This window comes from Lachnospira hominis (ex Liu et al. 2021), assembly GCF_014287955.1.
Taxonomy (GTDB): Bacteria; Bacillota; Clostridia; order Lachnospirales; family Lachnospiraceae; genus Lachnospira; species Lachnospira hominis.
The window spans coordinates 66,038-90,641 of the sequence record NZ_JACOPD010000001.1 but is presented as its reverse complement, the minus strand read 5'-3'; the positions used below and the strand labels follow the sequence as shown (position 1 = coordinate 90,641).

At 37.9% G+C, this 24,604-nt stretch carries 21 protein-coding genes, 1 tRNA gene, 1 pseudogene and 1 riboswitch; of the genes and pseudogenes, 20 read left to right on the top strand and 3 right to left on the bottom strand.

Features of this window, described 5'->3' with window-relative positions; all coding sequences use genetic code 11:
• The first annotated feature begins 23 nt into the window (after window positions 1–23).
• Window positions 24–785 (top strand): 4-hydroxy-tetrahydrodipicolinate reductase, encoded by a 762-nt coding sequence (gene dapB, locus H8S01_RS00375; protein WP_021866912.1) that lies wholly within the window; start codon window positions 24–26, stop codon window positions 783–785.
• Window positions 786–810: 25 nt separating this feature from the next.
• Here dapB and H8S01_RS00370 read toward each other — a convergent pair whose 3' ends face one another.
• Window positions 811–1,518 (bottom strand): GNAT family N-acetyltransferase, encoded by a 708-nt coding sequence (locus tag H8S01_RS00370; RefSeq protein ID WP_186835801.1) that lies wholly within the window; start codon window positions 1,516–1,518, stop codon window positions 811–813.
• A gap of 130 nt (window positions 1,519–1,648) precedes the next feature.
• Between H8S01_RS00370 and H8S01_RS00365 the strand changes: the two genes are divergently transcribed.
• The 8 genes from H8S01_RS00365 to H8S01_RS00330 all read left to right on the top strand — a co-directional run bounded on the left by H8S01_RS00365 (window position 1,649) and on the right by H8S01_RS00330 (window position 10,050).
• The gene (locus H8S01_RS00365) at window positions 1,649–2,527 is read left to right on the top strand and encodes a DegV family protein (protein WP_186835800.1); all 879 of its coding nucleotides are present in this window, start codon (window positions 1,649–1,651) and stop codon (window positions 2,525–2,527) included.
• Between the two features lie 29 nt (window positions 2,528–2,556).
• Window positions 2,557–4,332 carry an oligoendopeptidase F gene (gene pepF / locus H8S01_RS00360; RefSeq protein ID WP_186835799.1) on the top strand — a complete coding sequence of 592 codons (1,776 nt, stop codon included), beginning with the start codon at window positions 2,557–2,559 and terminating at the stop codon, window positions 4,330–4,332.
• A gap of 92 nt (window positions 4,333–4,424) precedes the next feature.
• Window positions 4,425–4,496 (top strand) — tRNA-Gly (locus tag H8S01_RS00355).
• Between the two features lie 118 nt (window positions 4,497–4,614).
• Window positions 4,615–5,727 carry a DUF2974 domain-containing protein gene (locus H8S01_RS00350; RefSeq protein ID WP_186835798.1) on the top strand — a complete coding sequence of 371 codons (1,113 nt, stop codon included), beginning with the start codon at window positions 4,615–4,617 and terminating at the stop codon, window positions 5,725–5,727.
• Window positions 5,728–5,789: 62 nt separating this feature from the next.
• Window positions 5,790–8,144, top strand: a complete 2,355-nt coding sequence (gene feoB / locus H8S01_RS00345; RefSeq protein ID WP_021866922.1) for a ferrous iron transport protein B — start codon at window positions 5,790–5,792, stop codon at window positions 8,142–8,144.
• A gap of 51 nt (window positions 8,145–8,195) precedes the next feature.
• Window positions 8,196–8,378 (top strand): FeoB-associated Cys-rich membrane protein, encoded by a 183-nt coding sequence (locus H8S01_RS00340; protein ID WP_021866923.1) that lies wholly within the window; start codon window positions 8,196–8,198, stop codon window positions 8,376–8,378.
• 5 nt (window positions 8,379–8,383) lie between these two features.
• Entirely contained in the window at window positions 8,384–9,325 is a 942-nt protein-coding gene (locus H8S01_RS00335; RefSeq protein ID WP_021866924.1) for a magnesium transporter CorA family protein, read from the top strand.
• Between the two features lie 59 nt (window positions 9,326–9,384).
• Complete coding sequence (locus tag H8S01_RS00330) at window positions 9,385–10,050, top strand: potassium channel family protein (protein ID WP_186835797.1); 666 nt, start codon at window positions 9,385–9,387, stop codon at window positions 10,048–10,050.
• Between the two features lie 84 nt (window positions 10,051–10,134).
• Here the strand turns inward: H8S01_RS00330 and H8S01_RS00325 are convergent, their stop codons facing one another.
• The gene (locus H8S01_RS00325; RefSeq protein WP_021866926.1) at window positions 10,135–10,296 is read right to left on the bottom strand and encodes a hypothetical protein; all 162 of its coding nucleotides are present in this window, start codon (window positions 10,294–10,296) and stop codon (window positions 10,135–10,137) included.
• A 324-nt stretch (window positions 10,297–10,620) separates the two neighbouring features.
• Between H8S01_RS00325 and H8S01_RS00320 the strand changes: the two genes are divergently transcribed.
• The 7 genes from H8S01_RS00320 to H8S01_RS00290 all read left to right on the top strand — a co-directional run bounded on the left by H8S01_RS00320 (window position 10,621) and on the right by H8S01_RS00290 (window position 19,951).
• A complete protein-coding gene (locus H8S01_RS00320) occupies window positions 10,621–12,474 on the top strand; it encodes a sensor domain-containing diguanylate cyclase (protein ID WP_186835796.1) in 1,854 nt (617 codons plus the stop codon).
• Window positions 12,475–12,624: 150 nt separating this feature from the next.
• Window positions 12,625–14,787, top strand: a complete 2,163-nt coding sequence (gene nrdD, locus H8S01_RS00315; RefSeq protein WP_021866928.1) for an anaerobic ribonucleoside-triphosphate reductase — start codon at window positions 12,625–12,627, stop codon at window positions 14,785–14,787.
• An 89-nt stretch (window positions 14,788–14,876) separates the two neighbouring features.
• The gene (locus H8S01_RS00310; protein WP_186835795.1) at window positions 14,877–16,595 is read left to right on the top strand and encodes a methyl-accepting chemotaxis protein; all 1,719 of its coding nucleotides are present in this window, start codon (window positions 14,877–14,879) and stop codon (window positions 16,593–16,595) included.
• A 33-nt stretch (window positions 16,596–16,628) separates the two neighbouring features.
• Window positions 16,629–16,734: riboswitch (TPP riboswitch) on the top strand.
• Between the two features lie 106 nt (window positions 16,735–16,840).
• Window positions 16,841–18,148: a phosphomethylpyrimidine synthase ThiC gene (gene thiC, locus H8S01_RS00305; RefSeq protein ID WP_186835794.1), complete on the top strand. Its 1,308-nt coding sequence runs from the start codon at window positions 16,841–16,843 to the stop codon at window positions 18,146–18,148.
• Between the two features lie 134 nt (window positions 18,149–18,282).
• A complete protein-coding gene (locus H8S01_RS00300; protein WP_186835793.1) occupies window positions 18,283–18,714 on the top strand; it encodes an Rrf2 family transcriptional regulator in 432 nt (143 codons plus the stop codon).
• Between the two features lie 184 nt (window positions 18,715–18,898).
• The gene (locus tag H8S01_RS00295) at window positions 18,899–19,222 is read left to right on the top strand and encodes a hypothetical protein (protein WP_186835792.1); all 324 of its coding nucleotides are present in this window, start codon (window positions 18,899–18,901) and stop codon (window positions 19,220–19,222) included.
• A gap of 153 nt (window positions 19,223–19,375) precedes the next feature.
• Window positions 19,376–19,951, top strand: coding sequence for an alpha/beta hydrolase (locus H8S01_RS00290; RefSeq protein WP_186835791.1), 576 nt, complete (start codon window positions 19,376–19,378; stop codon window positions 19,949–19,951).
• A 129-nt stretch (window positions 19,952–20,080) separates the two neighbouring features.
• Here the strand turns inward: H8S01_RS00290 and H8S01_RS00285 are convergent, their stop codons facing one another.
• Window positions 20,081–21,268, bottom strand: a complete 1,188-nt coding sequence (locus H8S01_RS00285; protein ID WP_186835790.1) for an iron-containing alcohol dehydrogenase — start codon at window positions 21,266–21,268, stop codon at window positions 20,081–20,083.
• 266 nt (window positions 21,269–21,534) lie between these two features.
• Here H8S01_RS00285 and H8S01_RS14385 point away from each other — a divergent pair.
• From H8S01_RS14385 to H8S01_RS00265, 4 genes and pseudogenes are all read left to right on the top strand, one after another.
• Window positions 21,535–21,684: pseudogene (locus H8S01_RS14385) on the top strand (MATE family efflux transporter); the annotation flags it as partial.
• A gap of 294 nt (window positions 21,685–21,978) precedes the next feature.
• Window positions 21,979–22,725 (top strand): CpsB/CapC family capsule biosynthesis tyrosine phosphatase, encoded by a 747-nt coding sequence (locus H8S01_RS00275; protein WP_186835789.1) that lies wholly within the window; start codon window positions 21,979–21,981, stop codon window positions 22,723–22,725.
• 57 nt (window positions 22,726–22,782) lie between these two features.
• The gene (locus tag H8S01_RS00270) at window positions 22,783–23,769 is read left to right on the top strand and encodes a YveK family protein (RefSeq protein ID WP_021866934.1); all 987 of its coding nucleotides are present in this window, start codon (window positions 22,783–22,785) and stop codon (window positions 23,767–23,769) included.
• Between the two features lie 24 nt (window positions 23,770–23,793).
• The gene (locus tag H8S01_RS00265; protein ID WP_186835788.1) at window positions 23,794–24,510 is read left to right on the top strand and encodes a polysaccharide biosynthesis tyrosine autokinase; all 717 of its coding nucleotides are present in this window, start codon (window positions 23,794–23,796) and stop codon (window positions 24,508–24,510) included.
• Window positions 24,511–24,604: the final 94 nt, after the last annotated feature.

Below are 24,604 nucleotides of genomic sequence, written 5' to 3'. Positions count from 1 at the left end.
CGCAGAAAATAAGGAGCAGACAGATGACCAGAGTAATAATGCATGGCTGTAACGGCCATATGGGCAGAGTTATAACAGACCTTGTAAGTAAAGATGATGATATAGAAATAGTAGCAGGAATTGACCCGTTTGATGACGGACATAACACATATCCTGTATTTGCGTCAATTAAAGACTGCGATGTAAAGGCAGACGCAGTCATTGATTTTGCATCTGCTAAAGCAGAAGATGCACTTCTTGACTATTGTGTGGAAAAACAGATTCCTGTTGTTGTATGTACTACAGGTCTTTCAAAGGAACAGCTTGACAAAGTAAGAGAGAGTGCATGTAAAGTTGCTGTATTAAAATCAGCTAACATGTCACTTGGTATCAATACACTTTTCAAACTTTTACAGGATGCCGCAAAGGTATTTATACCATCAGGTTATGACGTAGAGATAGTTGAAAGACACCACAACCAGAAACTTGATGCACCGAGCGGTACAGCACTTGCACTCGCAGATGCAATCAAAGAGGTTGCCGGAGACGAATACTATTATAAATATGACAGAAGCCAGGAACATAAAAAGCGTGACCCTAAAGAAATCGGAATCAGTGCAGTCCGTGGCGGAACAATCGTAGGTGTTCATGATGTAATATTTGCCGGTGAGGATGAAGTTATAGAATTCACTCACACAGCATATTCAAAATCAGTATTTGCCAAAGGTGCGATAGAAGCTGCCAAGTTCCTTGCAGGAAAGCCGGCAGGAATGTATGATATGACAGACGTAATTGCGTCAAAATAGGCAATCTGGATATTAGCTAAAAGTATTAAGCCGGGTTTTTGTATAACGCACAGTAATCAAGCTGTTCAGTTATATTAAATCCGGCTTTTTTGTATAACTTCACGGCTGCGGCATTTTTGCTGCTGACCTGTAAAACAAGCGGATTTTTATTGTCTTCAAAATAATCATTTAAAAGATTGGCAATAAAAAAAGTTCCAACCCCTTTATTACGCATATCTTCATCAACATATACATCATATATGCAGGTCTGTTTTTCGCCATAGTCAATGGAACAAACCGCACATGGCTCGGCAGCATCATCATTCATGTATAAAAGATAATCAGTATTATCATCTGAAAAAAACGATTCATATTCATGCAATCCCTCAGGAACAGCACATTTTAAACGTGTATAATCATTAAAATCCAGTTCCATAAGATATTCACTGTAATAATATTTTATATTGTCGTGTTTTTTAATGAGTGATTCATAAAATGAAGGTGCTTCAAAGTACAAAAAACTGTCGCTGTTTTTGACAAAAAACTTGTCAGCGGCGGTTCTGACAAGACGGCTGAATATTCCATGATGTCTGTAAGAATCTGCAACAAAGCCGGTCAGTTCATTTCCGCGGATTGCACAAAAGCCGATAAGACAGCCGTTGTCAAAGGTACAAGATGTAATACATGTATCATCAATGTCATAAGGTGCATCAAATCCGTTTTTATCTATAAAATCATTTATAATCTGTGTCATATTACCAATTCCCCTGCTTTTATGTTGAAAATTTGAATAAATGTATTGTAGCAAAATAAAAAGTAAGGTACAATATACAAGATAAATTGATTATTATGAAGATTATTATAAATAAAGGGGTAAAGCAAATATGAGCAACAAAGTTGCAATACTTACAGACAGCAATAGCGGCATAACACAGGCACAATCTAAAGAAATGGGAGTTACGGTAATTCCTATGCCGTTTTTTATTGATGGTGAGCAATATTTTGAAGATATCAATCTTACACAGGAAGAGTTTTACAAAAAACTGCAGGAAGATGCTGATATTTCAACATCGCAGCCTTCAGTCGGGGAACTTCAGGAATATTTTGACAAGCTTTTGAAAGATTATGATGAGATAGTATTCATACCGATGTCAAGCGGGCTTTCAGGAACATGCCAGACAGCTACAATGCTTGCTGATGAGTATGACAGAAAGGTTCATGTAGTCAATAACCAGAGAATATCAGTTACGCAGAGACAGTCAGTAATTGATGCACTTAATCTTGCAAAAAAGGGTTACAGTGCTCTTGAGATAAAAGAGATTCTTGAAAGAGAAAAGATGGAATCAAGCATATATATAACACTTGACACATTAAAATATCTTAAAAAAGGCGGAAGAATTACGCCAGCCGCTGCAGCAATAGGAACTGTTTTAAGACTTAATCCTGTATTACAGATACAGGGAGAAAAGCTTGATGCTTATGCAAAAGCAAGAGGAAAGGCATCAGCTAAGAAGATTATGTTAAAAGCAATGGCAGATGATATGGAAAAAAGATTTGCTGACAGCTTCAAAAAAGGAAGAGTACATATGGAGGCTGCATATGCAGGCAACCGTGAAGAGGCAGAAGAATGGGCAGAGATTGTTAAGGAAGAATACCCACAGCTTGATTTTCATATGGATCCGCTGTCTTTAAGTGTTGCATGCCATATTGGATATGGAGCACTGGCAATAGCTTGTTCGGTATATCTTCCGGAGGATAAATAGATAAATAAAAGATATGGAGTGTGGCATAATTGAAAAGAAGTGAAATATCAGACGAATACAAATGGAGTGTCAAAGATTTGTATAGCAGTGATGAACTGTGGAATAATGATTATGAAAAAGCATTGAAAAGCACACAGGAAAAGAGCAGCTTTGAAGGATGTGTGATGGACAGTGCCGATACACTTGCGGATGCACTTTCAGAATCTGAAAAAGACGATTATATAACTGAGAGACTGTATGTATATGCATTTATGAGGTATTATGAAGATACATCTGATGGTACTTATCAGCAGATGTCCGGCAAAGCACAGATGCTCGCAGTAAAGATGAGCGAAAAATATTCGTTTCTTGTGCCGGAGATAATGGCTGCTGATGATGACAAAGTTGCACGATTTCTTGACAGTGACAAGATAAAGCCATACAGGCATCTTCTTTGTGATATGCTTGCTAAAAAAGAGCATACATGTTCACAAAAAGAGGAAAAGCTGCTTGCAATGGCATCACAGATGGCTGACAGTCCTTCTGATATTTTTTCAAAATTTAATAATGCAGATGTAAAGTTTGGAAAAGTACATGATGAGCATGGCGATGAGAAGGAGCTTACAAGTGCAGGGTTTTCTGTATTTATGGAAAGCAGGGACAGAAATGTAAGAAAAGAGGCTTTTTATGCACTTTACAGACAGTATAAGTCATATATTAATACGCTGGCAGCGTCATACTATGGCAACGTAAAGCAGGCAGTATTTTTTGCAAATGCAAGAAATTATGAGTCTACACTTCAGATGTATCTGTCAGGTTCATTTATACCGGAGAGTGTGTATACCAATCTTATAGATACAGTCAATAATAATCTTGATAAAATGCATGATTATGTATCATTAAGAAAAAAGACACTTGGTGTCGATGAGCTTCATTTTTATGATATATACGCACCGCTCACATCTGATTATACGGTAAATGTTTCATATGAAAATGCAAAAGAGACTGTTCTTGATGCACTTAAAATACTCGGTGATGATTATGTTTCACAGGTTAAAAAAGGATATGAGAGCGGATGGGTAGATGTATACGAAAATGACGGCAAGAGAAGCGGTGCATTTTCGTGGGGAGCATATGGAACACATCCTTATATATTTCTCAATTATACAGAGACGCTCAATGACATATTTACACTTATCCATGAGACAGGCCATGCAATGCATACGTATTATTCAAATGAGACACAGCCATATACTTATGCAGGATATAAGATATTTGTTGCGGAAGTTGCATCGACATGCAATGAGGTAATACTTATAGATTATCTCTTGAAACACAGCCAGTCGGATGAGGAGAAAAAGTATCTTTACGGACATTATCTTGAACAGTTTAAAGGTACACTTTTCAGACAGACAATGTTTGCAGAGTTTGAGATGATTACACACCGCATGGCACAGGATGGAGAAGTTCTCAATGCAGAATCGCTCTGTGGCACATATAAAAAACTTAATGAAAAATATTTCGGCAAAGATATGGTTATAGATGAAGAGATTGCATATGAGTGGGCCAGAATACCTCATTTTTATACGCCATTTTATGTATATCAGTATGCAACAGGATTTTCGGCAGCAGTTGCCATAGCTACAAAGATTATAAATGGTGATAAAGAAGTTCTTCATGGTTACAGGGAATTTCTTAAAGGAGGAAGCAGCATGCATCCGATTGAGCTTCTTTCACTTTGTAAAATTGACATGTCAAAGCCGGATGTTATACAGGATGCATTGAATGTATTTGGCAGCCTGATTGAAGATTTTAAAAAAATATAAAAAAATTCAAAAATTCTATTGACAAGTTAAGTAAAAGCATGTAGAATAACACTTGCGTTCGTCATTAGAGAAAAGAACGCAAGTGAATATATGCGCGAGTGGCTCAGTGGTGGAGCACCTCCTTGCCAAGGAGGGGGTCGCGGGTTCGATCCCCGTCTCGCGCTCTTGTTTTAAGAAGTCAGTTGAATGCTGGCTTCTTTTTTGTTTTATACGGGCAACGTGCCAAAGTATGTGATTGTATGGAAATTTGGCGGATGCCCGCATAACAGGGAGGAGGGACATATGGCTAATATTGAGGACTATCTTTTATGGCGTGGTGATTTGACTTTTGAGCAGGATGAATTCAATCTTGTTGATAACCTGATTCTTGCAGAGCTTGCATATGTTGATTTTAAAGACATAATTCCGGCTGCTGGCAGCGGTGAAAAAATAACACTTAAACAGGCATGTGATGATTTTTTTGAACTGCATGATGAAGAAGAATTAAAACTTGTGAAATCATTTATATGGTATGCTCCGTTTTTTATGAAAAAAATGGCACATACAAAAAGATTTGCAGATATGCTGCTTGGCAATTATGCACTTCACAATAATGAGGAAAAACAGGTACAGTTCGGTGCGTTTACGGCAGAACCCGGAGACGGCTCGATATATGTTTCGTTTATGGGGACAGATGATTCGCTTATCGGATGGAAAGAAGATTTTAACATGAGTTTCATCCGGCCTATACCGTCACAGCTTGAAGCAGCGGAATATGTCAATGAGACGATAAAGTATTCAAGACGCAAAATAAGACTCGGAGGTCATTCAAAAGGTGGAAATCTTGCGATATATGCAGCAGTGAAAGCAAAGCCGTCACTGAAAAGAAGAATTATAGCTGTATACAATAATGACGGACCGGGTTTTGACCGTGAAATGATAGAGAGTGAAGAATACAGGCAGATGTTACCAAAGATTAAGACAATAGTACCTGAACATTCTGTGGTTGGCATGCTTTTGGAACATGAAGAGAAGTATATGATAGTAAAAAGTTCCCAGACAGGAATAATGCAGCATGATGCAATGTCGTGGCAGGTATGTGGTAACAGATTTGAGACAGTAAAGAGTGTTGACAGGACGAGCAGAATGCTTAATGAAGCGTTGAGTAACTGGATTAATGGGCTTTCACGTATGCAGAGAAGTGAATTTGTAGAGACGCTTTTTGCAATTATAACGTCGAGCGGTGCAGTTAATCTGTCCGATTTGTCGGCAGACAGGTTCAATTTTGCAGGTTCAGCATTAAAGATGTATAGCTCGCTTGACAGAGAAACAAAGATTATGCTTAGAAGAATGTTAAAATCATTGACAGGAGAGTTTGACAAAGCGAGGAAGATGATTAATAATAAATTCAAATAATTAATGAGAAAAAATTTCAATAATTTATTCTCAAATAAAAATTAATGATTTGGAGAAAAAGCATGACATTAGATGAACTTCAGGTTGGCAAGGACGCAGTTATACAGAGCGTTGGCGGAGAAGGAGCATTACGACGCCATTTTCTTGATATGGGGCTTATACCGGGAACGGAAGTCACTCTTATGAAGGTTGCACCTATGGGTGACCCTGTCGAGTTAAGAATAAGAGGATATGAGCTTACGTTAAGAAAAGCTGATGCAGCAAGAATTGAGATACAGGATATACATGACAGTGATTATGTTGAGAGACAGCATAAGCATGAGAAGGATATTCCACATCCGCAGGTAGGCGAGATGGGAATATATCATGTAAGAAAGTCGGGCGATGAACTAAAAGAGGGAGAGCCTCTTACATTCGGTCTTATCGGCAACCAGAATTGCGGAAAAACGACACTTTTCAACCAGCTTACAGGTTCCAACCAGCACGTAGGCAATTTCCCAGGTGTTACAGTTGACAGAAAAGATGGAACGATAAGAAACCATCCGGAGGCTTCTGTTACAGATTTACCGGGTATTTATTCGCTTTCACCTTATACGAGTGAAGAGATTGTTACAAGAGATTTTCTTTTGAAAAATCATCCTCGTGGAATTATCAACATTGTTGATGCAACTAATATAGAGAGAAACCTTTATCTGACAATGCAGCTTATAGAGATGGATATTCCTATGGTGCTTGCACTTAATATGATGGATGAAGTAAGGGAAAATGGTGGAACAATAAGAATTAATGAACTTGAAAATACGCTTGGTATTCCGGTTGTACCGATTTCAGCAGCAAAAAATGAGGGTATAAACGAGCTTATAGAGCATGCGGTACATGTTGCAAGATATGATGAATGTCCCGGAAGGCTTGATTTTTGTGATGCTAATGCAGAAAATGGTCTTGCAGCTGTACATCGTGGAATACATGCAGTGGTACATCTTATAGAAGACCATGCTGCAAAGGCAAAAATTCCTGTAAGATTCGCAGCCACAAAGCTTATGGAAGGCGATAAGCTGATAATGACCCAGCTCGCACTTGATGAAAATGAAAAAGAACTTCTGGAGCATATCATTTCAGAGATGGAAAATGAGTGTGGCAAAGACCGTGAGGCGGCACTTGCTGATATGCGTTTTAACTTTATAGAGAAAGTCTGCTCAAGTACAGTTGTAAAGCCTGTGGAGAGCAAGGCACATGCAAGAAGTGTAAAAATTGACCGTTTTCTTACAGGAAAGTATACTGCACTTCCGGCTTTTGCAGGAATTATGGCACTTGTTTTCTGGCTTACATTCGGTGTTATAGGTGCCGGACTTTCAGATCTGCTAAGCATGGCAATCGACTGGTTCACAGGCGTATGTGATGCCGGACTTACAGCATTTGGAATCAATCCGGTAGTACATTCACTTGTGATTGATGGTATATTTGCAGGTGTGGGAAGTGTTCTGTCATTCCTGCCTGTAATAGTTGTGTTGTTCTTCTTTTTGTCAATTCTTGAAGACAGCGGATATATGGCGAGAATCGCATTCGTTATGGACAAGCTGCTTAGAAAAATAGGCCTCTCAGGCAGAAGTTTTGTTCCTATGCTTATAGGCTTCGGCTGTTCGGTTCCTGCGATAATGTCAACAAGAACACTTGCATCAGAACGTGACAGAAAGATGACCATTCTTCTCACACCGTTTATGAGCTGTTCGGCAAAGCTTCCGATATATGCATTGTTTACATACGCATTTTTTCCAAAATATAAAGTGCTTGTTATGATTGGATTGTATTTTACGGGAATAATTACAGGTATCCTGTATGCACTTATTTTGAAAAAAACAGCATTTAAAGGTGAGCCGGTTCCTTTTGTAATGGAACTTCCAAATTACAGGCTTCCCAGCCCTAAAAGTGTAATGCAGCTTATATGGGAAAAAGCAAAAGATTTTATAACAAAAGCATTTACAATAATATTCCTTGCAACTATTGTTATATGGTTCTTACAGACATTTGATGTAAGGCTTAATGTTGTGACAGATTCAAAAGACAGCCTTCTTGCACTTATTGGCGGATTAATTGCACCTGTTTTCGCACCGCTCGGATTTAATGACTGGAGAATTTCTACAGCACTTATTACGGGATTTACAGCTAAAGAGAGCGTTGTCAGCACTCTTACAGTGCTTCTTGGAGGAGACACAGCACTTCTTGGAACAATGTTTTCAACAAAGACAGCACTTGTATTTCTTGTGTTTACATTGCTCTACACACCATGTGTTGCAGCTATTGCTTCAGTAAGAAGAGAAATGGGCACAAAAAAAGCAGCGTTTATGGTTGCGGCAATTCAATGTTTAATTGCATGGAGTGTTGCATTTTTAGTGCATTTAGTGTTAAAGTTAATATAAATAATTTTACTGCATGATAAACATTTAATAAATGTCTGAAAAGGAGAAATCATGGCTGGTATGTCAAATATAATAAGTGGTGCAATCCTTCTTGTAATCGTTATAGGAATCTATGTTGCAGTCACTTATATGAGAAATAAAAAAATTGGCGGTAACGGCGGATGTGATGGCAATTGCTCAGCCTGTACCATGCATCATGGCAATGAATGTGATGACAAAAAAGCGGGAGAATAGATTGTATGCTTAATATTTACAGGACTGATGAGCGTGTTTTAAATAAACTTACTGATTTTCGTGACGGTGTATGGGTCCAGATGGTTGACCCGACGAGTAACGAATTGTCAAGAGTAGCAGAGCAATATGAAATAGAACTTGATGATCTTGCGACTGCAATGGATGATGAAGAAAGTTCACGTATCAGTCTTGAAGATGGTTACACTTTGATTCTTGTTGATATTCCTTCTCCGGAAGTAAGACATGAGAAAAAGATGTATACAACAATCCCGCTTGGCATAATACTGAAGCAGAATGCGATTATAACAGTATGTCGTGAGAATACGCCTGTTGTTGACTATTTTATATTAAATAAAATGAAGGATTTCAGCACAAAGAAGAAGATGCGTTTCATATATCAGATTCTTCTGCGTTCTGCGACCATGTATCAGGCATATCTTAGAGGAATAGACAAGAAAAGAATCGAGATAGAGGAGCGTGCCGGTGAAAATACAAAAGACGGCGATATAATAGAACTTCACGAACTTGAATCAACTCTTGTATACTTTGCAACATCATTACGGTCTAACAGCATAGTCCTTGAAAGATTGAGAAGATATAAAAGAATAGAGCAATATCCTGAAGATATGGAGCTTCTTGAAGATGCAATGGTCGAATTCCAGCAGGCTATCGAGATGACAACTATTTACAGGGATATTATTGACGGTACAAGAGAACTTCTTGCATCGGTTATGGATAACAGACTGAATACAGTAATGAAATATCTTACATCTATAACACTTGTAACAACAATTCCCACAATTATATCGGGAATATATGGCATGAATCTTGATGAGAGATGGGTTCCGTTTGCGAAAGTGCCATTCGGATTTGAGATAGTATGTGGCATAATTGTAATTATATGTGTTATAACACTTTGGATACTTCACAAAAAGAAGATGTTATAGATTGTGAAATGTATGTTATGATATATTTGTAAAAGATATTATTATTTTGGAGGCGTAAAGTGAAATCAATACTTGTTATAGGTGTTGGAAGATTTGGGCATCACCTTGTGAACAGACTTATAGAGTTAGATAATAAAGTTATGGTTGTAGATAAGGAAGAGGACAGCATAAGAGACATGTTTCCGCTTGTTACGACAGCGAGAGTCGGCGACTGTACCAATCCTGATGTTTTAAAGTCAGTAGGTCTTGAAAATTTTGACCTTGTTATAGTTTGCATTGCACAGGATTTCCAGAGCAGCCTTGAAGTGACAAGCCTTGTAAAGGAGATGGGTGCAAAATATGTCATAAGCATGGCATGTCGCGATATTCAGGCAAAGTTTTTATTAAAAAACGGTGCGGATGAGGTTATCTATCCTGACAGGGATGTTGCTGTTAATCTTGCGGAGCGTTGTACGGCACATAATGTATATGACTACATATCGATTTCAGATGAGTATTCAATATATGAAATTCCCATAGTTCCGTCATGGATTGGAAAAAGCCTCAAAGAGATAGATGTGCGTGCTGTATATAATGTAAATGTTATTGCGATTATACAGAGTGACGGCAATGTCATGGTCATGCCTAAGGTTGACTATGCCTTACAGGAAGCAGACCATGTAAAGATAATAGGAAGCAAAGAAGATGTTGCGAAGCTTCTTAAAGAAATTCCGGAAAAAGAATGATTTTAATGTTAATCAAGAAAAAAATAAGCAGGTATTTAAGTTTGCCGGGAAACAATTCCATAAGACTTAAATACCTGCTTTGCTTTATTTGTAAATTTCCTGCCAGCGTGAAACCATCTCCATTGCATCTGATTCATCAGATACCTTTGTAACAATAACCCCATCAAGATAAATTTCGTATACTGGAAACTTCTTTGCCGTGTTTCCGTGTGATACCTCTACTTTGCTCATTTTCACGCGTTCCATGTAAAAACCTCCTCATAATAATGATAAATTCACGCTCTGGTCAAATCATAAATAGTGTAAGACCAACAACATGTTGTATTATAACATAGGGCAGTTAAAAAACAAATACAATATAGTGTATTGGTACCAAAAACCCAGATTGCAAAAGTTAATATATTTATGTGTGAATATACCCAAAAAATCATGTCATATTTTGTAGGATTTGTTTAAATTGTATAAATAAACTTGCAAAGACAGGACTAAAATCATATAATAAAAACTGTAATTGTGCGGGATGACGGCAGCACACCGTCGAAATTTTACAATCAGGAAGGGAATATTGTCATGGCTGATAATCAAAGTGGAGATTTTGACATTAGTGTCGAAAATCATGAGGGCAGCAGGCTTGAAAGAAGACTGGCATCATTTGATGATAAATATAATATTTTTGTCTCTAACAAAAGCTTTACAAGTTATCTTGGGAGTGAAGAACTGAGAAGCTTTAAGATTACGGATTATATTCATCCGGATGATGTTGAATCATTTAAGAAGTTTGTTGAAGATAAGTCTTTTACGGGGGGCGAAGAAGTTTTCCGTCTGAAAAAGAAAAATAATGGGTGGCATTACAATGTTGTGAGAATCCATACAGAAAAAGGTATGGTTGAGAACAGACGCAATATAGGTGTTGAGATAATTGATATAGATGAATCTGTTGGTGATTATGAAACCGCAATGGACAGCCTTTCAAGAGTAAGGCTTCTTATGAGTCTCACTGATGAATTTGCATTTATATATGACAAAGCGACTAATATGTTTAAGATGTTCAAGTATGACAGATTTAACAGAATTATTCTTTATGATATGGATATAGACCAGTGGAAGAGAGAAATGCTTTCAAAGAGTTATGTAAAATATGATGAGAAAGCTATGCTCGATACACTTGTGCTTAATATGAAAACATATGCTGACAGTTTTTCGATAAAGATGAATTGTGCAATAAGAACGCAGAGTGATATATTTGAAGCTGTCAGATTCATTGGAACTGTACATAATGAGAGCAGCGGCAATAAAATTATAGTCGGAAGAGTTGTATCAGATGAGTCGGTCGGACATGCCAGCACTGCTATGGAGATAATGAACGAACTCCAGTACGATTCACTTACAGGTGTATATAATAAAAAGACAATCACAGAGTATGCCAAGAAGAGGATATCTGAAGAAAAAGAGAAGAGGATTGTAATAGCAATTCTTGATGTTGACCACTTTAAATCGGTCAATGATACATTTGGCCATCTTTATGGTGATAAAGTGCTTGCAAGAGTTGGCGGCAGATTAAAGGAGATTGTTGGCGAGGATGGTGTGATAGGCAGAATCGGCGGCGATGAATTTATGATTGTATTTAATGGACTTGATGATGACCAGGTACTCCGCGGTATGCTAAGAGCGATAAGAACGCAGATTAAGTGGGAGTTTGCAGAAGATTTCGAGAATCTTTCCATTACATGTTCCATCGGTGCTTCCATATTCCCTGTCAACGGCAGAGACTATGAAGATTTATTTAAAAAAGCGGACTGCTGTCTTTATATAGCAAAAGAAAAGGGCAGAGACAGATATGTATTTTTCAGGGATGAGATGCACAGAGCGTCATATGAGGCTATGCTTAACCAGAACCAGCTTAATGCAATGAAAAATCCAAGAGAGATAAGAGAATTAAAAAATGTCGCCTCATTTATGGAAAATGCAATGACTGACAGCCGTAAGGCAATTCTTGATGCTATGAGACATATGAAAGATACATTTGGAATAGATAATATTAATATTTACTATGGTGAAGGCATGAAAAAAGTATATTCATTTGGCTCCGATATTCCGGAAGCAAAAGATGCAATGTATGTATTTTCAGAAGAATTTCAGAAACTTATGGGAGAGAATGAAAGATTCCTGCAGATAGGTTTTGCTGATACATTTTCAGATATAACACCTGATTTTTGCGGACGCATGAAGGCAGAAAGAATTGCATCCACGATACAGTGTTATATCGGAGATAAGAGAAATATAAAGGGGCTTGTTACATTTAATAAATGCAGGGAGGCTTCCCAGTGGGCTAATTATGAGATTGACTGTGCGAGAATATTTGCAGCTGTATTAAGCTCTATGGCATTAAATGATATTGGGACAGATGACTGTGCTATATATTGATAGTATTGTTGACTGTATACCCTATATATTGTATAATTGACCTTGTTCACGAGATGAGATTGAACAAGGTCATTTTGCCGCAATTACAATTATTGCGGCAAAATTTTAGATAGTATAAGATTTAGCTTGATAGTAAGGAATGGGGAAAGTATGAAAATTATTAAAAGAAGCGGAACAGAAGTTACATTTGATATTGATAAGATAATGGCGGCAGTCTCAAAAGCCAATAATGAAGTGGTACACAGCGAAAGATTATCAGATGAACAGATTGAGATGATAAGCAAAAATGTTGAAGACATATGTCAGGAGATGAACCGCTCATTGAGTGTTGAAGAGATTCAGGATCTGGTTGAGAACCAGATAATGAACCTTCGTGCATTTGCAGTAGCGAGAAAGTATATAACATACCGCTATAAGAGAGCCCTTGTAAGAAAGTCCAATTCAACAGATGAGCAGATTTTAAGTCTTCTTGAGTGCAATAATGAAGAAGTAAAACAGGAAAATTCAAACAAGAATCCTACAGTCAACAGTGTCCAGCGTGATTATATGGCAGGTGAAGTCAGCAAGGATATAACAAAGAGACTTCTTCTTCCACAGGATATAGTAGATGCACATGAGCAGGGACTCATTCATTTCCATGATGCAGATTATTTTGCACAGCATATGCACAACTGCTGTCTTGTCAACCTTGAAGATATGCTTCAGAACGGAACAGTAATCAGTGAGACAATGCTTGAAAAGCCGCATAGTTTTTCTACTGCATGTAATATTGCTACGCAGGCAATTGCCCAGATTGCAAGTTCACAGTATGGCGGACAGAGCATAAGCCTTGCACATCTTGCACCATTTGTACAGATAAGCCGTGAAAAGTTTATCAGAAAAGTGCGTGAAGAATTTGAAAAGGCAGGAATCGATTATACAGAAGAAAAAGTACGTGAAGTTGCAGAAATGCGTGTGCGTGATGAGATTAAAAATGGTGTCCAGATGATTCAGTATCAGGTCATAACACTTATGACAACAAACGGACAGGCTCCATTTGTAACTGTATTTATGTATCTTGATGAAGTGCCGGAAGGAAGAACAAGAGATGACCTTGCACTTGTCACGGAAGAAGTGTTAAAACAGCGTATCCAGGGCGTTAAAAATGAAAAAGGCGTATGGATAACACCGGCATTCCCGAAGCTTATATATGTTCTTGAGGAAGACAATATAAGAGAAGGTTCAAAATATTGGGAGCTTACAAAACTCGCAGCACAGTGTACTGCAAAACGTATGGTTCCTGACTATATTTCAGAGAAAATTATGAAGAAGTTAAAAGATGGTAACTGTTATCCATGCATGGGCTGCCGTTCATTCCTTACTGTATACAAAGATGAGAATGATAAGCCTAAATTCTACGGAAGATTCAATCAGGGTGTTGTAACATTGAATCTTGTTGATGTTGCATGTTCGTCAGGAAAAGATGTGGATAAATTCTGGAAAATTCTTGATGAGAGACTTGATTTGTGTAAACGTGCCCTTATGTGCAGACATTACCGCTTAAAGGGTACTCCGTCAGATGTTGCACCGATTCTTTGGCAGAATGGTGCACTTGCACGTCTTAAAAAAGGCGAGACAATTGATAAACTTCTTTATGGTGGATATTCAACAATTTCACTCGGATATGCAGGACTTTGTGAATGTACAAGATACATGAAAGGTGTTTCGCATACACAGCCGGGAGGAACAGAATTCGCACTTGAAGTTATGCATTATCTGACAGATACATGCAAAAAGTGGGCTGAAGAGACCAATATTGATTTCAGCCTTTATGGAACACCACTTGAATCAACAACATATAAATTTGCCAAGGCTCTTCAGAAGAGATTTGGTAAGATTCCGGGTGTTACCGACAAGAATTATATCACTAACAGCTATCATGTTCATGTAACAGAAAATATTAGTGCGTTTGATAAATTGAAATTTGAAAGCCAGTTCCAGGAACTTTCACCAGGCGGTGCCATAAGTTATGTTGAAGTACCGGATATGGAAAATAACATTCCTGCTGTAATTTCTGTCATGCAATACATTTATGACAATATCATGTATGCTGAACTTAATACAAAGAGCGACTATTGCCAGGTATGCGGTTATAACGGACAGATACAGATTATAACAGATGATGACGGAAAACTTGTATGGGAATGCCCTAACTGTGGCAACCGTGATCAGGACAAGATGAATGTTGCAAGAAGAACATGCGGCTATATCGGAACACAGTTCTGGAATCAGGGGCGTACCCAGGAAATCAAAGAAAGAGTACTTCATCTGTAAAATAAGTACCAGAAAGCAATTTTTTGGTTGTGAAAAAAAATAAATTGTTATATTATTAACTAAAAATGTGAAAGAAAGGGACATAGATTATGAATTCAGTAAAAAATAAAATTATGATACCGGTTCTTCTGCTTGCGGTTATAGCTTTTGCAACAAGTATTCTTAGTATTATGAATGCAGACAGCATCAGTAAAAAAGGCGATGATATAGCAAATAATTATCTTGTAACCATTGAAAATGTAGGTTATCTGTCAGAGAGTACACAGAAGCTTACAAGATCAGCATACAGCTACATAGTTGCTGAAGGAGATGCAGCCAAAAAGAGTGTTAAAGATAATATAGAAAGTTTAAAGTCAGAGATAGACGGATATATGAAAGATTATGAGCAGACGCTTGATGAAAATGAAGAGACTGCATATTCATCATATAAGAATTATTATTCCCAGTTTCTGACACAGTTTGGGGTACTTGAGAAATATGTAGATACTAATCAGACAGTCAATGCGTCAAAACTAGCCAATAATAATCTTGTTGATGTATGTAACAGTCTTGAATCAGCACTTGATGATATGACCAATAGTGAAGTTGAGGCAACGGATCATGCAATGAGACAGATGCATGCGTTAGCGGCATTTGCAAAGACTACGGGCGGTGTCTGTCTTGTAGTTGCAATTGGTGCACTCATTGTGGCATTCCTGATAAGTACAAGAAAAGTTGTAAATCCAATAGTAAAAACTAATAAAGAGCTTAAAGAAATAAGTGCACTTATCAATGATAATAATGGTGATCTTACTAAGAGAGTTAATGTTAAGTCATCTGATGAAATTGGACAGCTTGCACAGGGAATCAATCAGTTCCTTGATATACTCCAGAATACAATCGGAAAGATTGTAGAAGGTTCTAAGAATCTTGATAATATGATTAACTCAGTAGGTGAGAATGTTACAGTATCTAATGATAATGCACAGGATGTATCATCTGCTATGGAAGAGCTTTCTGCAACAATGCAGGAAATTGCGGCAACAATACAGACAGTGAACGATAATACAGAGTCAGTTGGAAAGAATGTTGTTGATATAGCTGATAAGACAGGAGAGATTAACAATTATTCACAGGATATGCGTGAACGTGCGGATTCGCTTGCAAAGTCAGCTGATGAAAATAAACGTACAACTGATGAGATGGTTGGTAATATTGTAGGAACACTTAAAAAGGCAATTGAAGACAGCAAGAGTGTTGAGCGTGTAAATGAACTTACAGGCGAAATCCTTAATATTTCAAGCCAGACTAATCTTTTGGCACTTAATGCTTCAATCGAGGCTGCAAGAGCCGGTGAAGCCGGTAAAGGCTTTGCGGTTGTAGCTGATGAGATAAGACAGCTTGCTGATTCAAGCAGGGATACAGCTAATAACATCCAGGCAATAAATGAGCATGTAACAAGTGCTGTATACCAGCTTATTGATAATTCTAATAAAATTATCAAGTACATAGAAGAGACAATACTTGCAGATTACGATTCATTCGTACAAGCAGGTGCACAATATAATGAAGACGCATGTTACATAAGCGAGACAATGCAGGAATTCGCAGAAAAGACAGAAAAACTTAAAGAGCTTATGAAAAATACAGTTGAGTCAATTGAAGGAATTTCAAGCGGTGTAGAGCAGAGTGCTAATGCTGTAACGTCGTCAGCGGTAAGTACATCTCAGCTTGTTGAGCAGATGAACAGCATAGATAAAGAGATGTCAGAAAGCAGGAATACAGTCGGTGAATTAAAAGCACAGACAGACGTATTCAAGAATTTTTAGTTAGGTAATCTTTAAAGATTTCCATATAAAACAAAAAATAAAACGGGGAGCTAAAGTTCGACAGCTGAGAGGGAACATGGTTCCGACCCGAAAACCTGATACGGATAATGCCGTCGTAGGAAACTTATTATATGGATTTGTATAAATGATTTTTGCGATTATTTAGTACATTTCCTGCAATGTTTTTGTTTACTGCGTTGCGGTATTATGAGTATCTCGAATTTAACAATAAAGGAGATTAAAGCATGAGTTACACAACACAGATGGACGCAGCACGTCAGGGCATTGTAACAGAAGAAATGAAAGTAGTTGCCGAAAAAGAAAATATTGACGTTAAGGAGCTTATGTCACTTATGGCTAAAGGTCAGGTTATAATTCCTGCAAACAAGAATCATAAGTGCTTAAGCCCTAACGGTATAGGTTCAAAGCTCCGTACAAAAATCAATGTAAATCTTGGAACATCAAGAGATTGCGTTGATTTGAATATGGAGCTTGAAAAAGTTAATAATGCAGTTGCTATGGGAGCGGAAGCAATTATGGATCTCAGCTCATTTGGCGACACACAGAAGTTTAGAAGAAAGCTTACATCTGAGTGTCCTGCAATAATAGGAACAGTTCCTATCTATGATGCTGTTGTATATTATCACAAAGCATTAAAGGATATTACAACACAGGAATGGCTTGACATCGTTGAGATGCATGCAAAAGATGGCGTGGACTTTATGACAATCCACTGCGGAATCAATAAGGCTACAGCAAAAAGATTTAAGGATGCAAAACGTCTTACAAATATTGTTTCAAGAGGCGGTTCTATAATATTTGCATGGATGGAAATGACAGGAAATGAAAATCCGTTCTATGAACATTATGACTGGATTCTTGATATCTGCAGAAAGTATGATGTCACAATGAGCTTAGGTGATGCGTGCCGTCCGGGATGTATAGCAGATGCTTCTGATATATCACAGATTGAGGAACTTGTAACACTTGGTGAACTCACAAAGAGAGCATGGGAAAAAGATGTACAGGTAATGGTCGAAGGTCCGGGACATATGCCACTTAACCAGATTAAGGCAAATATGGAAATCCAGCAGACAATCTGCAAGGGAGCTCCTTTCTATGTATTGGGACCTCTCGTTACAGATGTAGCTCCGGGATATGATCATATAACAGCAGCAATCGGTGGTGCAATTGCTGCAACTTATGGTGCTTCATTCCTCTGCTATGTAACACCTGCAGAACATCTTCGTCTTCCGGACCTTGAAGATGTTAAGGAAGGAATTATTGCTTCAAGAATTGCTGCACATGCGGCTGATATAGCAAAGGGTGTTTCAGGTGCGGATGAATGGGATTACAAGATGAGCCTTGCAAGAAAGAAGCTTGACTGGGAGGCGATGTTTGACGTTGCTATTGACCCTGAGAAGGCAAGAAGATACAGAGAATCAGCGAAGCCGGAAAAGGAAGACACATGTTCAATGTGTGGTAACTTCTGTGCAGTTAAGAATATGAACAGAATCCTTGATGGCGAAATCGTAAGCATCTTTGATGAATGATAAATGAGAAAATAAATATTTTTTAGAGAATTCCTGCTATAGTGGACTTTTCCTATGAACGACTGTAACCGTTGTAATTACAACATTTGTTTGCTATCATGCTGCTGTAGAAAGAATTATGGAGGTATAAGATAATGCAGATTTCAAGCAGATTTACAATGGCAATTCATATGTTTGCATGTATAGATGCATTTTCAGACCAGAAGATGACAAGTGATTTCATGGCGGCAAGCATAGGAACGAATCCTGTTATCATAGGAAAGCTGCTGCAGCAGTTAAAAGCTGCGGGGATTATTGAAGTCTCAAGAGGTACAGGTGGTGTAACAATAACAAGACCGCTTGACGAGATAACATTTCTGGATATATATAAGGCTGTGGAATGTGCACCAGATGAGCAGCTGTTTCATTTTCATGAGAATCCTAACCAGCAATGTCCTGTAGGAAAGAATATTCACCGTGTGCTTGATGACAGGCTGTTACAGGTTCAGAAGGCAATGGAAGATAAGCTTGCACAGATGACGCTGGCAGATGTAAAGAATGATGTCACTATGTGTATAGAAAAATAAAATAATCATGTTAAGGGCAGTCCGTGAGAGGCTGTCCTTTTTTGCAAGAAATAAAAAATGATGTAACTATTGACGTCACATCAAACGGATGATATATTACGGTTATGCGATGTAACAATGAATGTTACAACAATAAATAAAAGTTCAGGAGACTTATATGACACAGAGTGAGAGAAGATAATATTTGATTGAATACCTGTTAAAAGAAGAAAGAAAAATATTCAGGCAGAAAATGCCGTCTGACAAAGAGGGACAGGAGAATCCCCTGCGTTCACTTATGAATGTCAGAATGCCAAAGCCGGCAAGCGAGGAATTTATTAGAGTTCAGGATGAATATCTTAAGGAAAGAAATGCAGAACGCGGCATTACAGATATTGCAGGTTTAAAGCCGGTTTCATCGGATGAAAGAATGTACATCTGGCAGGGAGATATTGGATTAATGGTATGCAAGAGTCATAGAGAGACATTTTATGGTATTGTGGGTGTACAGAACATTACTTCATTATGAAAATAGCGTCTGTAGCTGGCGATTACCTATAAGAATTACATTTAATATACTGCTTATATCTGAAATTATGCAAAATATATTGAATTAAAGTCAGGTTTATATCGTAATATTATTATAGAAACTTACCATGAATTTTAAAGATAGAATGGAGGCATGGGTGCTAAGTATATTGTACAGAATGCACATTATGACTACAACACACCAGACATGATAGTGGTGAGCCCGACAGTATTTACATCGGCTAAATACGATTCAGAGGAAGGATTGTCATTCAAGGTTTTGACATCGCAGTATGACAATTTTATAGATGAGCTTGAAAATGACCTTATGCCAGCGATAGAGAGCCGGTATTCCATAAAAACAGGGCGTGACAATACAGCAATTGCCGGATATTCACTCGGCGGCAGGGAATCATCATATATTGGGTTTAAAGACCCTGACAAATTCGGATACATAGGTGCATTTTCAGCTACAAACGGAATATTTAAAGACGAAGTGTGGGCTGATGCGGCATTGAAAGGTTATGATTATACAAATCTGAAGAATAATTATAAACTGCTGTTATATCAGGTTGGCACAGAAGACCCATACATTGATGGAGTAAGGGAATTCAAGCAGCTATTTGACAAATATAATGTCCAGTACATGTACTACGAAATGCCTGGAGACCATGAGGCTGCTGTCTGGCAGCATGGATTGTATAATTTTGCAAGACGGATTTTCAGGTGAAGAATTTATAAGATAGTAAATTTACAAGGTGATAAATTTACCCGGATGCGACCAAAGCGGTTTCATCCGGGTAAAATGTTTGTATGGGTGCCTCTGCTTTTTCTGATTGATTGGGTGTTGCTTCATACATTATCCACGCTCGTAAGCCATCTGATATATTGCAAGGATGTCATCATAAGCTAAAGGCTTATAGCCTGTAAGAGTACGGGTTTTGTTTCGTGAGCAGTTAAGAGCCAGTTTTGTAAGTGATGCTTCTTCAACGCCGAGGGCTTTAAGACCGATTGGCATGCCTAGTGAAACATAATACTGTTCCTGAAGATTAATGGCTTCTTCAATGGTCTTTTCAGGGTGTTCGTAATCAATATCGAGATTCCATACGTTTGCAGAATACTGCAGCCAGCGGCTGATGTTGGCTTTATAGACATATCTTGCCCAGGTGCACCATAGGGCGGCAAGACCGGCACCATGTGCAATCTTTGGATACATACCGGATAATTCATGCTCAAACTGGTGGACAACTAATTGGAATTCTCTGCCACACTGGGTAAGACCATTATGAGCCAGGGATGATGCCCACATCATATTAGCTCTGGCAGTGTAATCATCGGGATTCTTCATGCAGTCAAAAGCAGCTTTTCTTGTGCTTTTAATTACAGCCTCAGCGATTGAGTCTGTGAGGTAAGTGTCTTCGCCAGGGCAGAAATAGCGCTCGATAGTGTGCATTGCAATATCTACGGCACCACAGGCAGTCTGGTAAGGATTTACTGTGTATGTAAGAACAGGATTCTCAATGGCAAAATTCATACGGTTGAAGCTGCTGTTGTAGCCTCGTTTTTCACCAGTTGCTGCATTGGTAATAACACATGAGGAACTCATCTCAGAACCGGCAGCAGCCAGAGTGAGGATGGCACCTTTTGGAAGTGTCCTTGCAGGAGCAGCTTTTCCGAGAGAGAAATCCCACACATCTACATCTGGATTAGCAAGACCATTAGCAATGGCTTTCGATGAGTCCAGTACGGAACCGCCACCGACTGCCAGTACAAAATCAACGCCCTCCCTTTTACCAATGGCGATACCCTCTCTTACCAGAGACAATTCAGGGTTGGCGACCACGCCGCCAAGTTCTACGAAGCTGATATTTTCTTCTTTCAGGCAATTCTCAACACGTTCAAGCAATCCGCTCTTTCTTGCAGAAGCTCCGCCAAAATGTATCAAAACCTTTGATGGGTGATATTCAGATATAATCTTTCCTATCTTCAATTCTTCATCTTTTCCAAAATAAACCTTTGTTGGTGTATCATAAATAAAATTATTCATAATTATCTGGTCTCCTTTATTGAAAATATTTGAATATTAAAAAGTTTAGCATTTTGATATAAGGAATTCAATGAGATAAAACTGTAATAATGTAAAATTTAATTATTAATACCAAGGATAATAAAGAAAAACAGAAATAATATCGTGCTAAGGGAAAATTGACATTTGACAATTAAAAAAAATATATAATAAACCATGAACGAGTAGCGAACTAGCGTAAATTCAGTTTGCTACTCGTTTTTTTATGCAGAAAAAGGAGGATTATTATGGCGGAAAGTAGCAAAATGAAGGATATGCCGGTTAATAAGCTTATGATTCAGATGGGAATACCAATGATATTATCCATGGCTTTGCAGGCAGTTTACAATATTGTGGATAGTGCCTTCGTTGGAAACATGAGACAGGGGAGCGAGGCATACGCACCTGCCGAGATAGCTGGCAAATCCATCTGCATGGATACTGATATCAGCGTGCTGCTTGAGGAAACAAGAAGAGCCAAAGCATTTAATCTTATATAAATTAAATAATTATATTATAAAACTTCCGGGAATTATATAATTTTCGGAAGTTTTCTGTTTCGACAAAAAAACATACAATATGTTGACTAACAAAAATACAGATGATAAACTACTAGGTGATGCATTATGTTTTGTAGTATTGTGTTTTTAAGTACATTTTAAGTGTATGAATACAATGGTAGAAGGATAGATATGATATTTGGTAGAAAAGCTAAGCAGGCAGAGTACATAGTTGATGTGCACTGTCATATTCTTCCGGGAATTGATGATGGTTCAAGAAGCATGGAGGAGACATTGAAGATGCTTCGCATTGCTGCAGATGAGGGAATAACACATGTTATTGCAACACCTCACTACAAGCTTGAACATAATAATGCGACACCCGGACAAGTTGACGAACTTATAGATGCAGTTCAGGCAGAAGCCAGTAAAAATAACATCCCGATAGTTATTTATCAGGGAAATGAAGTTTTATTTTTCAATGAATTTGATGAGTATCTCGAAAATAAGAGCTTTTGCAGAATGAATTATGGAGATTACGTTCTTACAGAATTTCTTCCAACCGACAGATTCAGTTATATCCGCAATGCGGTAGATGATGTGCTGAGTACGGGATGTGTTCCGATAGTTGCACATGTTGAGAGATATGAATGCATGGCTTCCAACATTGAAAATGTAAGAACAATCCGCAATATGGGAGCGGATATACAGATTAACGCTTCGAGTGTTACAGGCGGTGGCGGAAAGAATGTCAAGAAGTTTGTTCACAGCCTGCTAAAAGAGCAGCTCGTTGATTATATAGGAACAGATGCACACAGATGTGAAGGCAGCCGCGTTCCCAATATATGTGAATGCAGCAATATTCTTTACAAAAAATATGATGAAAAATATGTTGACTCCATATTATATGGCAATGCAATGGACAGAATTATACAGTAAGCAGCACATTGAAATGCGATTATTTATATATTTAAGAAATGAGGAGAAATACAGAAAATGAATCAGCAGAACAAAGAAAATACTGATGAAATCGAAATTGACTTAGGAGAAATATTCGGTCTGTTACTTCACAGACTCTGGCTCATCCTTTTATGTGGCATTGCATGCGGCATTATAGGATTTATCGTAAGCAGTTTTATCGTTACACCAAAGTATGATTCGACAACAAAGATTTATATACTTAACAGGCAGAATAATAATAATCTTACATTAAGTGATACACAGCTTGCTTCACAGCTTACAAAGGACTACACAGAACTCGTAAAGAGCCGTTATGTATTAGAGACAGTTATAAAGCAGTGCGGACTTAATGAATCATATGGAACACTTCTTAGCCGTGTTACAGTTGCCAATACAACAGATACGCGTATTATTTCTATAACAGTGCGTGATGAAAGTCCACAGGCAGCACAGACAATCGCTAATGCTATAAGAACAGTATCTGCAAGCCACATTAAGTCAGTTATGGATATAGAAGCTGTCAATGTTGTTGATGAGGCCAATCTTCCATTATCACCTGCCGCACCATCTATTACAAAGTACACAGTGCTTGCGGCAGCAATCGGTATCGTGCTTAGTGCGATAATTATTGTTATATGCTATCTTCTTGATGATACAATCAAGTCATCAGAAGATATTGAAAAATATCTTGGACTTAGCACACTTGCCCTGATACCTCTTAATACAGGAGAAGAACTTTCTAAGAAAGGTGACAGAAGAGGCAGCGAGAGAAGAAGTGCCAGAACTGAGGAAGAAAGCGGTGTTAACAAAGAAACTGTAAAAGCACCTTCAGGCAGACGTACATCAGGACAGGCATCATCACCGGCAGCAAAGCCAAATAACCAGAGAGTAAATGCTTCTAATTCAAAGAATCAGATAAAGCAGAAAGTTGAACTTAACAATTCTTCAACATCAAGAAAAGTTAAGACATCCGAAGCAGCAAAGAAATATCTTGATGATGGAATAGAACTTATTGATGATTGAGCAAAAGTTGAAAGGGATTAAACAATGCAGGAATTTACAATAAAGCAGACAATACTTGATTATAGAAGCAAAGAAGCATTTAAGACATTAAGAACTAACATAGAATTTTCTGGTGAGGATACAAAGGTAATATTTCTTACCAGTACAACACCTAATGAAGGTAAGAGTACAGTTTCATTTGAACTTGCACAGTCATTTGCACAGAATGGAATGAAAACACTTCTTATAGATGCCGATCTCAGAAAATCAGTTATGAAATCAAGAGGTAAGAAAGGTAAAGTAAAGTATGGACTTACACATTATCTTTCAGGAAAGACAACATTTGAGAATGCACTGTGTGTAAGTGATGTAGATAATTTCTACATGATATTTGCAGGTCCGGTGCCACCAAACCCAAGTGAACTTCTCGGCAATGACAGATTTAAGAATATGATAGAAGCATCAAGAAAGATGTTTGATATAGTAATCGTTGATACACCTCCTATCGGAAGTGTCATTGATGCGGCAGTAGTATCTAAGTTCTGTGACGGAGGTATCCTTGTAATCGGATGTGGCGATATAAGTTACAGATATGCAAGAAAGTCAAAAGAACAGCTTGAACTTGCAGGCTGCAAAATACTAGGCTGTGTACTTAACAAAGTTAATTTTTCAAGCAACAGCTATTATGGCAAATACTATGGCAAGTATTATGGTAAATATTATGGCAAATACTATGGCAATTACAGCAATGAAGACAATTAATCTGATGAACATATAATCCGTAAGGGTTATATGTTCATCACATATATAAAAATAAGCCTACCAAAGATAGAGTTATAATATTTACGAAAAATTA

Excerpts from the sequence above, each read along its gene's own strand:
- dapB (WP_021866912.1), top strand. The coding sequence starts at position 24 with ATGACCAGAGTAATAATGCATGGCTGTAACGGCCATATGGGCAGAGTT.
- H8S01_RS00370 (WP_186835801.1), bottom strand. The coding sequence starts at position 1,518 with ATGACACAGATTATAAATGATTTTATAGATAAAAACGGATTTGATGCA.
- H8S01_RS00365 (WP_186835800.1), top strand. The coding sequence starts at position 1,649 with ATGAGCAACAAAGTTGCAATACTTACAGACAGCAATAGCGGCATAACA.
- H8S01_RS00350 (WP_186835798.1), top strand. The coding sequence starts at position 4,615 with ATGGCTAATATTGAGGACTATCTTTTATGGCGTGGTGATTTGACTTTT.
- feoB (WP_021866922.1), top strand. The coding sequence starts at position 5,790 with ATGACATTAGATGAACTTCAGGTTGGCAAGGACGCAGTTATACAGAGC.
- H8S01_RS00340 (WP_021866923.1), top strand. The coding sequence starts at position 8,196 with ATGGCTGGTATGTCAAATATAATAAGTGGTGCAATCCTTCTTGTAATC.
- H8S01_RS00335 (WP_021866924.1), top strand. The coding sequence starts at position 8,384 with ATGCTTAATATTTACAGGACTGATGAGCGTGTTTTAAATAAACTTACT.
- H8S01_RS00325 (WP_021866926.1), bottom strand. The coding sequence starts at position 10,296 with ATGGAACGCGTGAAAATGAGCAAAGTAGAGGTATCACACGGAAACACG.
- H8S01_RS00320 (WP_186835796.1), top strand. The coding sequence starts at position 10,621 with ATGGCTGATAATCAAAGTGGAGATTTTGACATTAGTGTCGAAAATCAT.
- nrdD (WP_021866928.1), top strand. The coding sequence starts at position 12,625 with ATGAAAATTATTAAAAGAAGCGGAACAGAAGTTACATTTGATATTGAT.
- H8S01_RS00310 (WP_186835795.1), top strand. The coding sequence starts at position 14,877 with ATGAATTCAGTAAAAAATAAAATTATGATACCGGTTCTTCTGCTTGCG.
- thiC (WP_186835794.1), top strand. The coding sequence starts at position 16,841 with ATGAGTTACACAACACAGATGGACGCAGCACGTCAGGGCATTGTAACA.
- H8S01_RS00300 (WP_186835793.1), top strand. The coding sequence starts at position 18,283 with ATGCAGATTTCAAGCAGATTTACAATGGCAATTCATATGTTTGCATGT.
- H8S01_RS00290 (WP_186835791.1), top strand. The coding sequence starts at position 19,376 with ATGGGTGCTAAGTATATTGTACAGAATGCACATTATGACTACAACACA.
- H8S01_RS00285 (WP_186835790.1), bottom strand. The coding sequence starts at position 21,268 with ATGAATAATTTTATTTATGATACACCAACAAAGGTTTATTTTGGAAAA.
- H8S01_RS00275 (WP_186835789.1), top strand. The coding sequence starts at position 21,979 with ATGATATTTGGTAGAAAAGCTAAGCAGGCAGAGTACATAGTTGATGTG.
- H8S01_RS00270 (WP_021866934.1), top strand. The coding sequence starts at position 22,783 with ATGAATCAGCAGAACAAAGAAAATACTGATGAAATCGAAATTGACTTA.
- H8S01_RS00265 (WP_186835788.1), top strand. The coding sequence starts at position 23,794 with ATGCAGGAATTTACAATAAAGCAGACAATACTTGATTATAGAAGCAAA.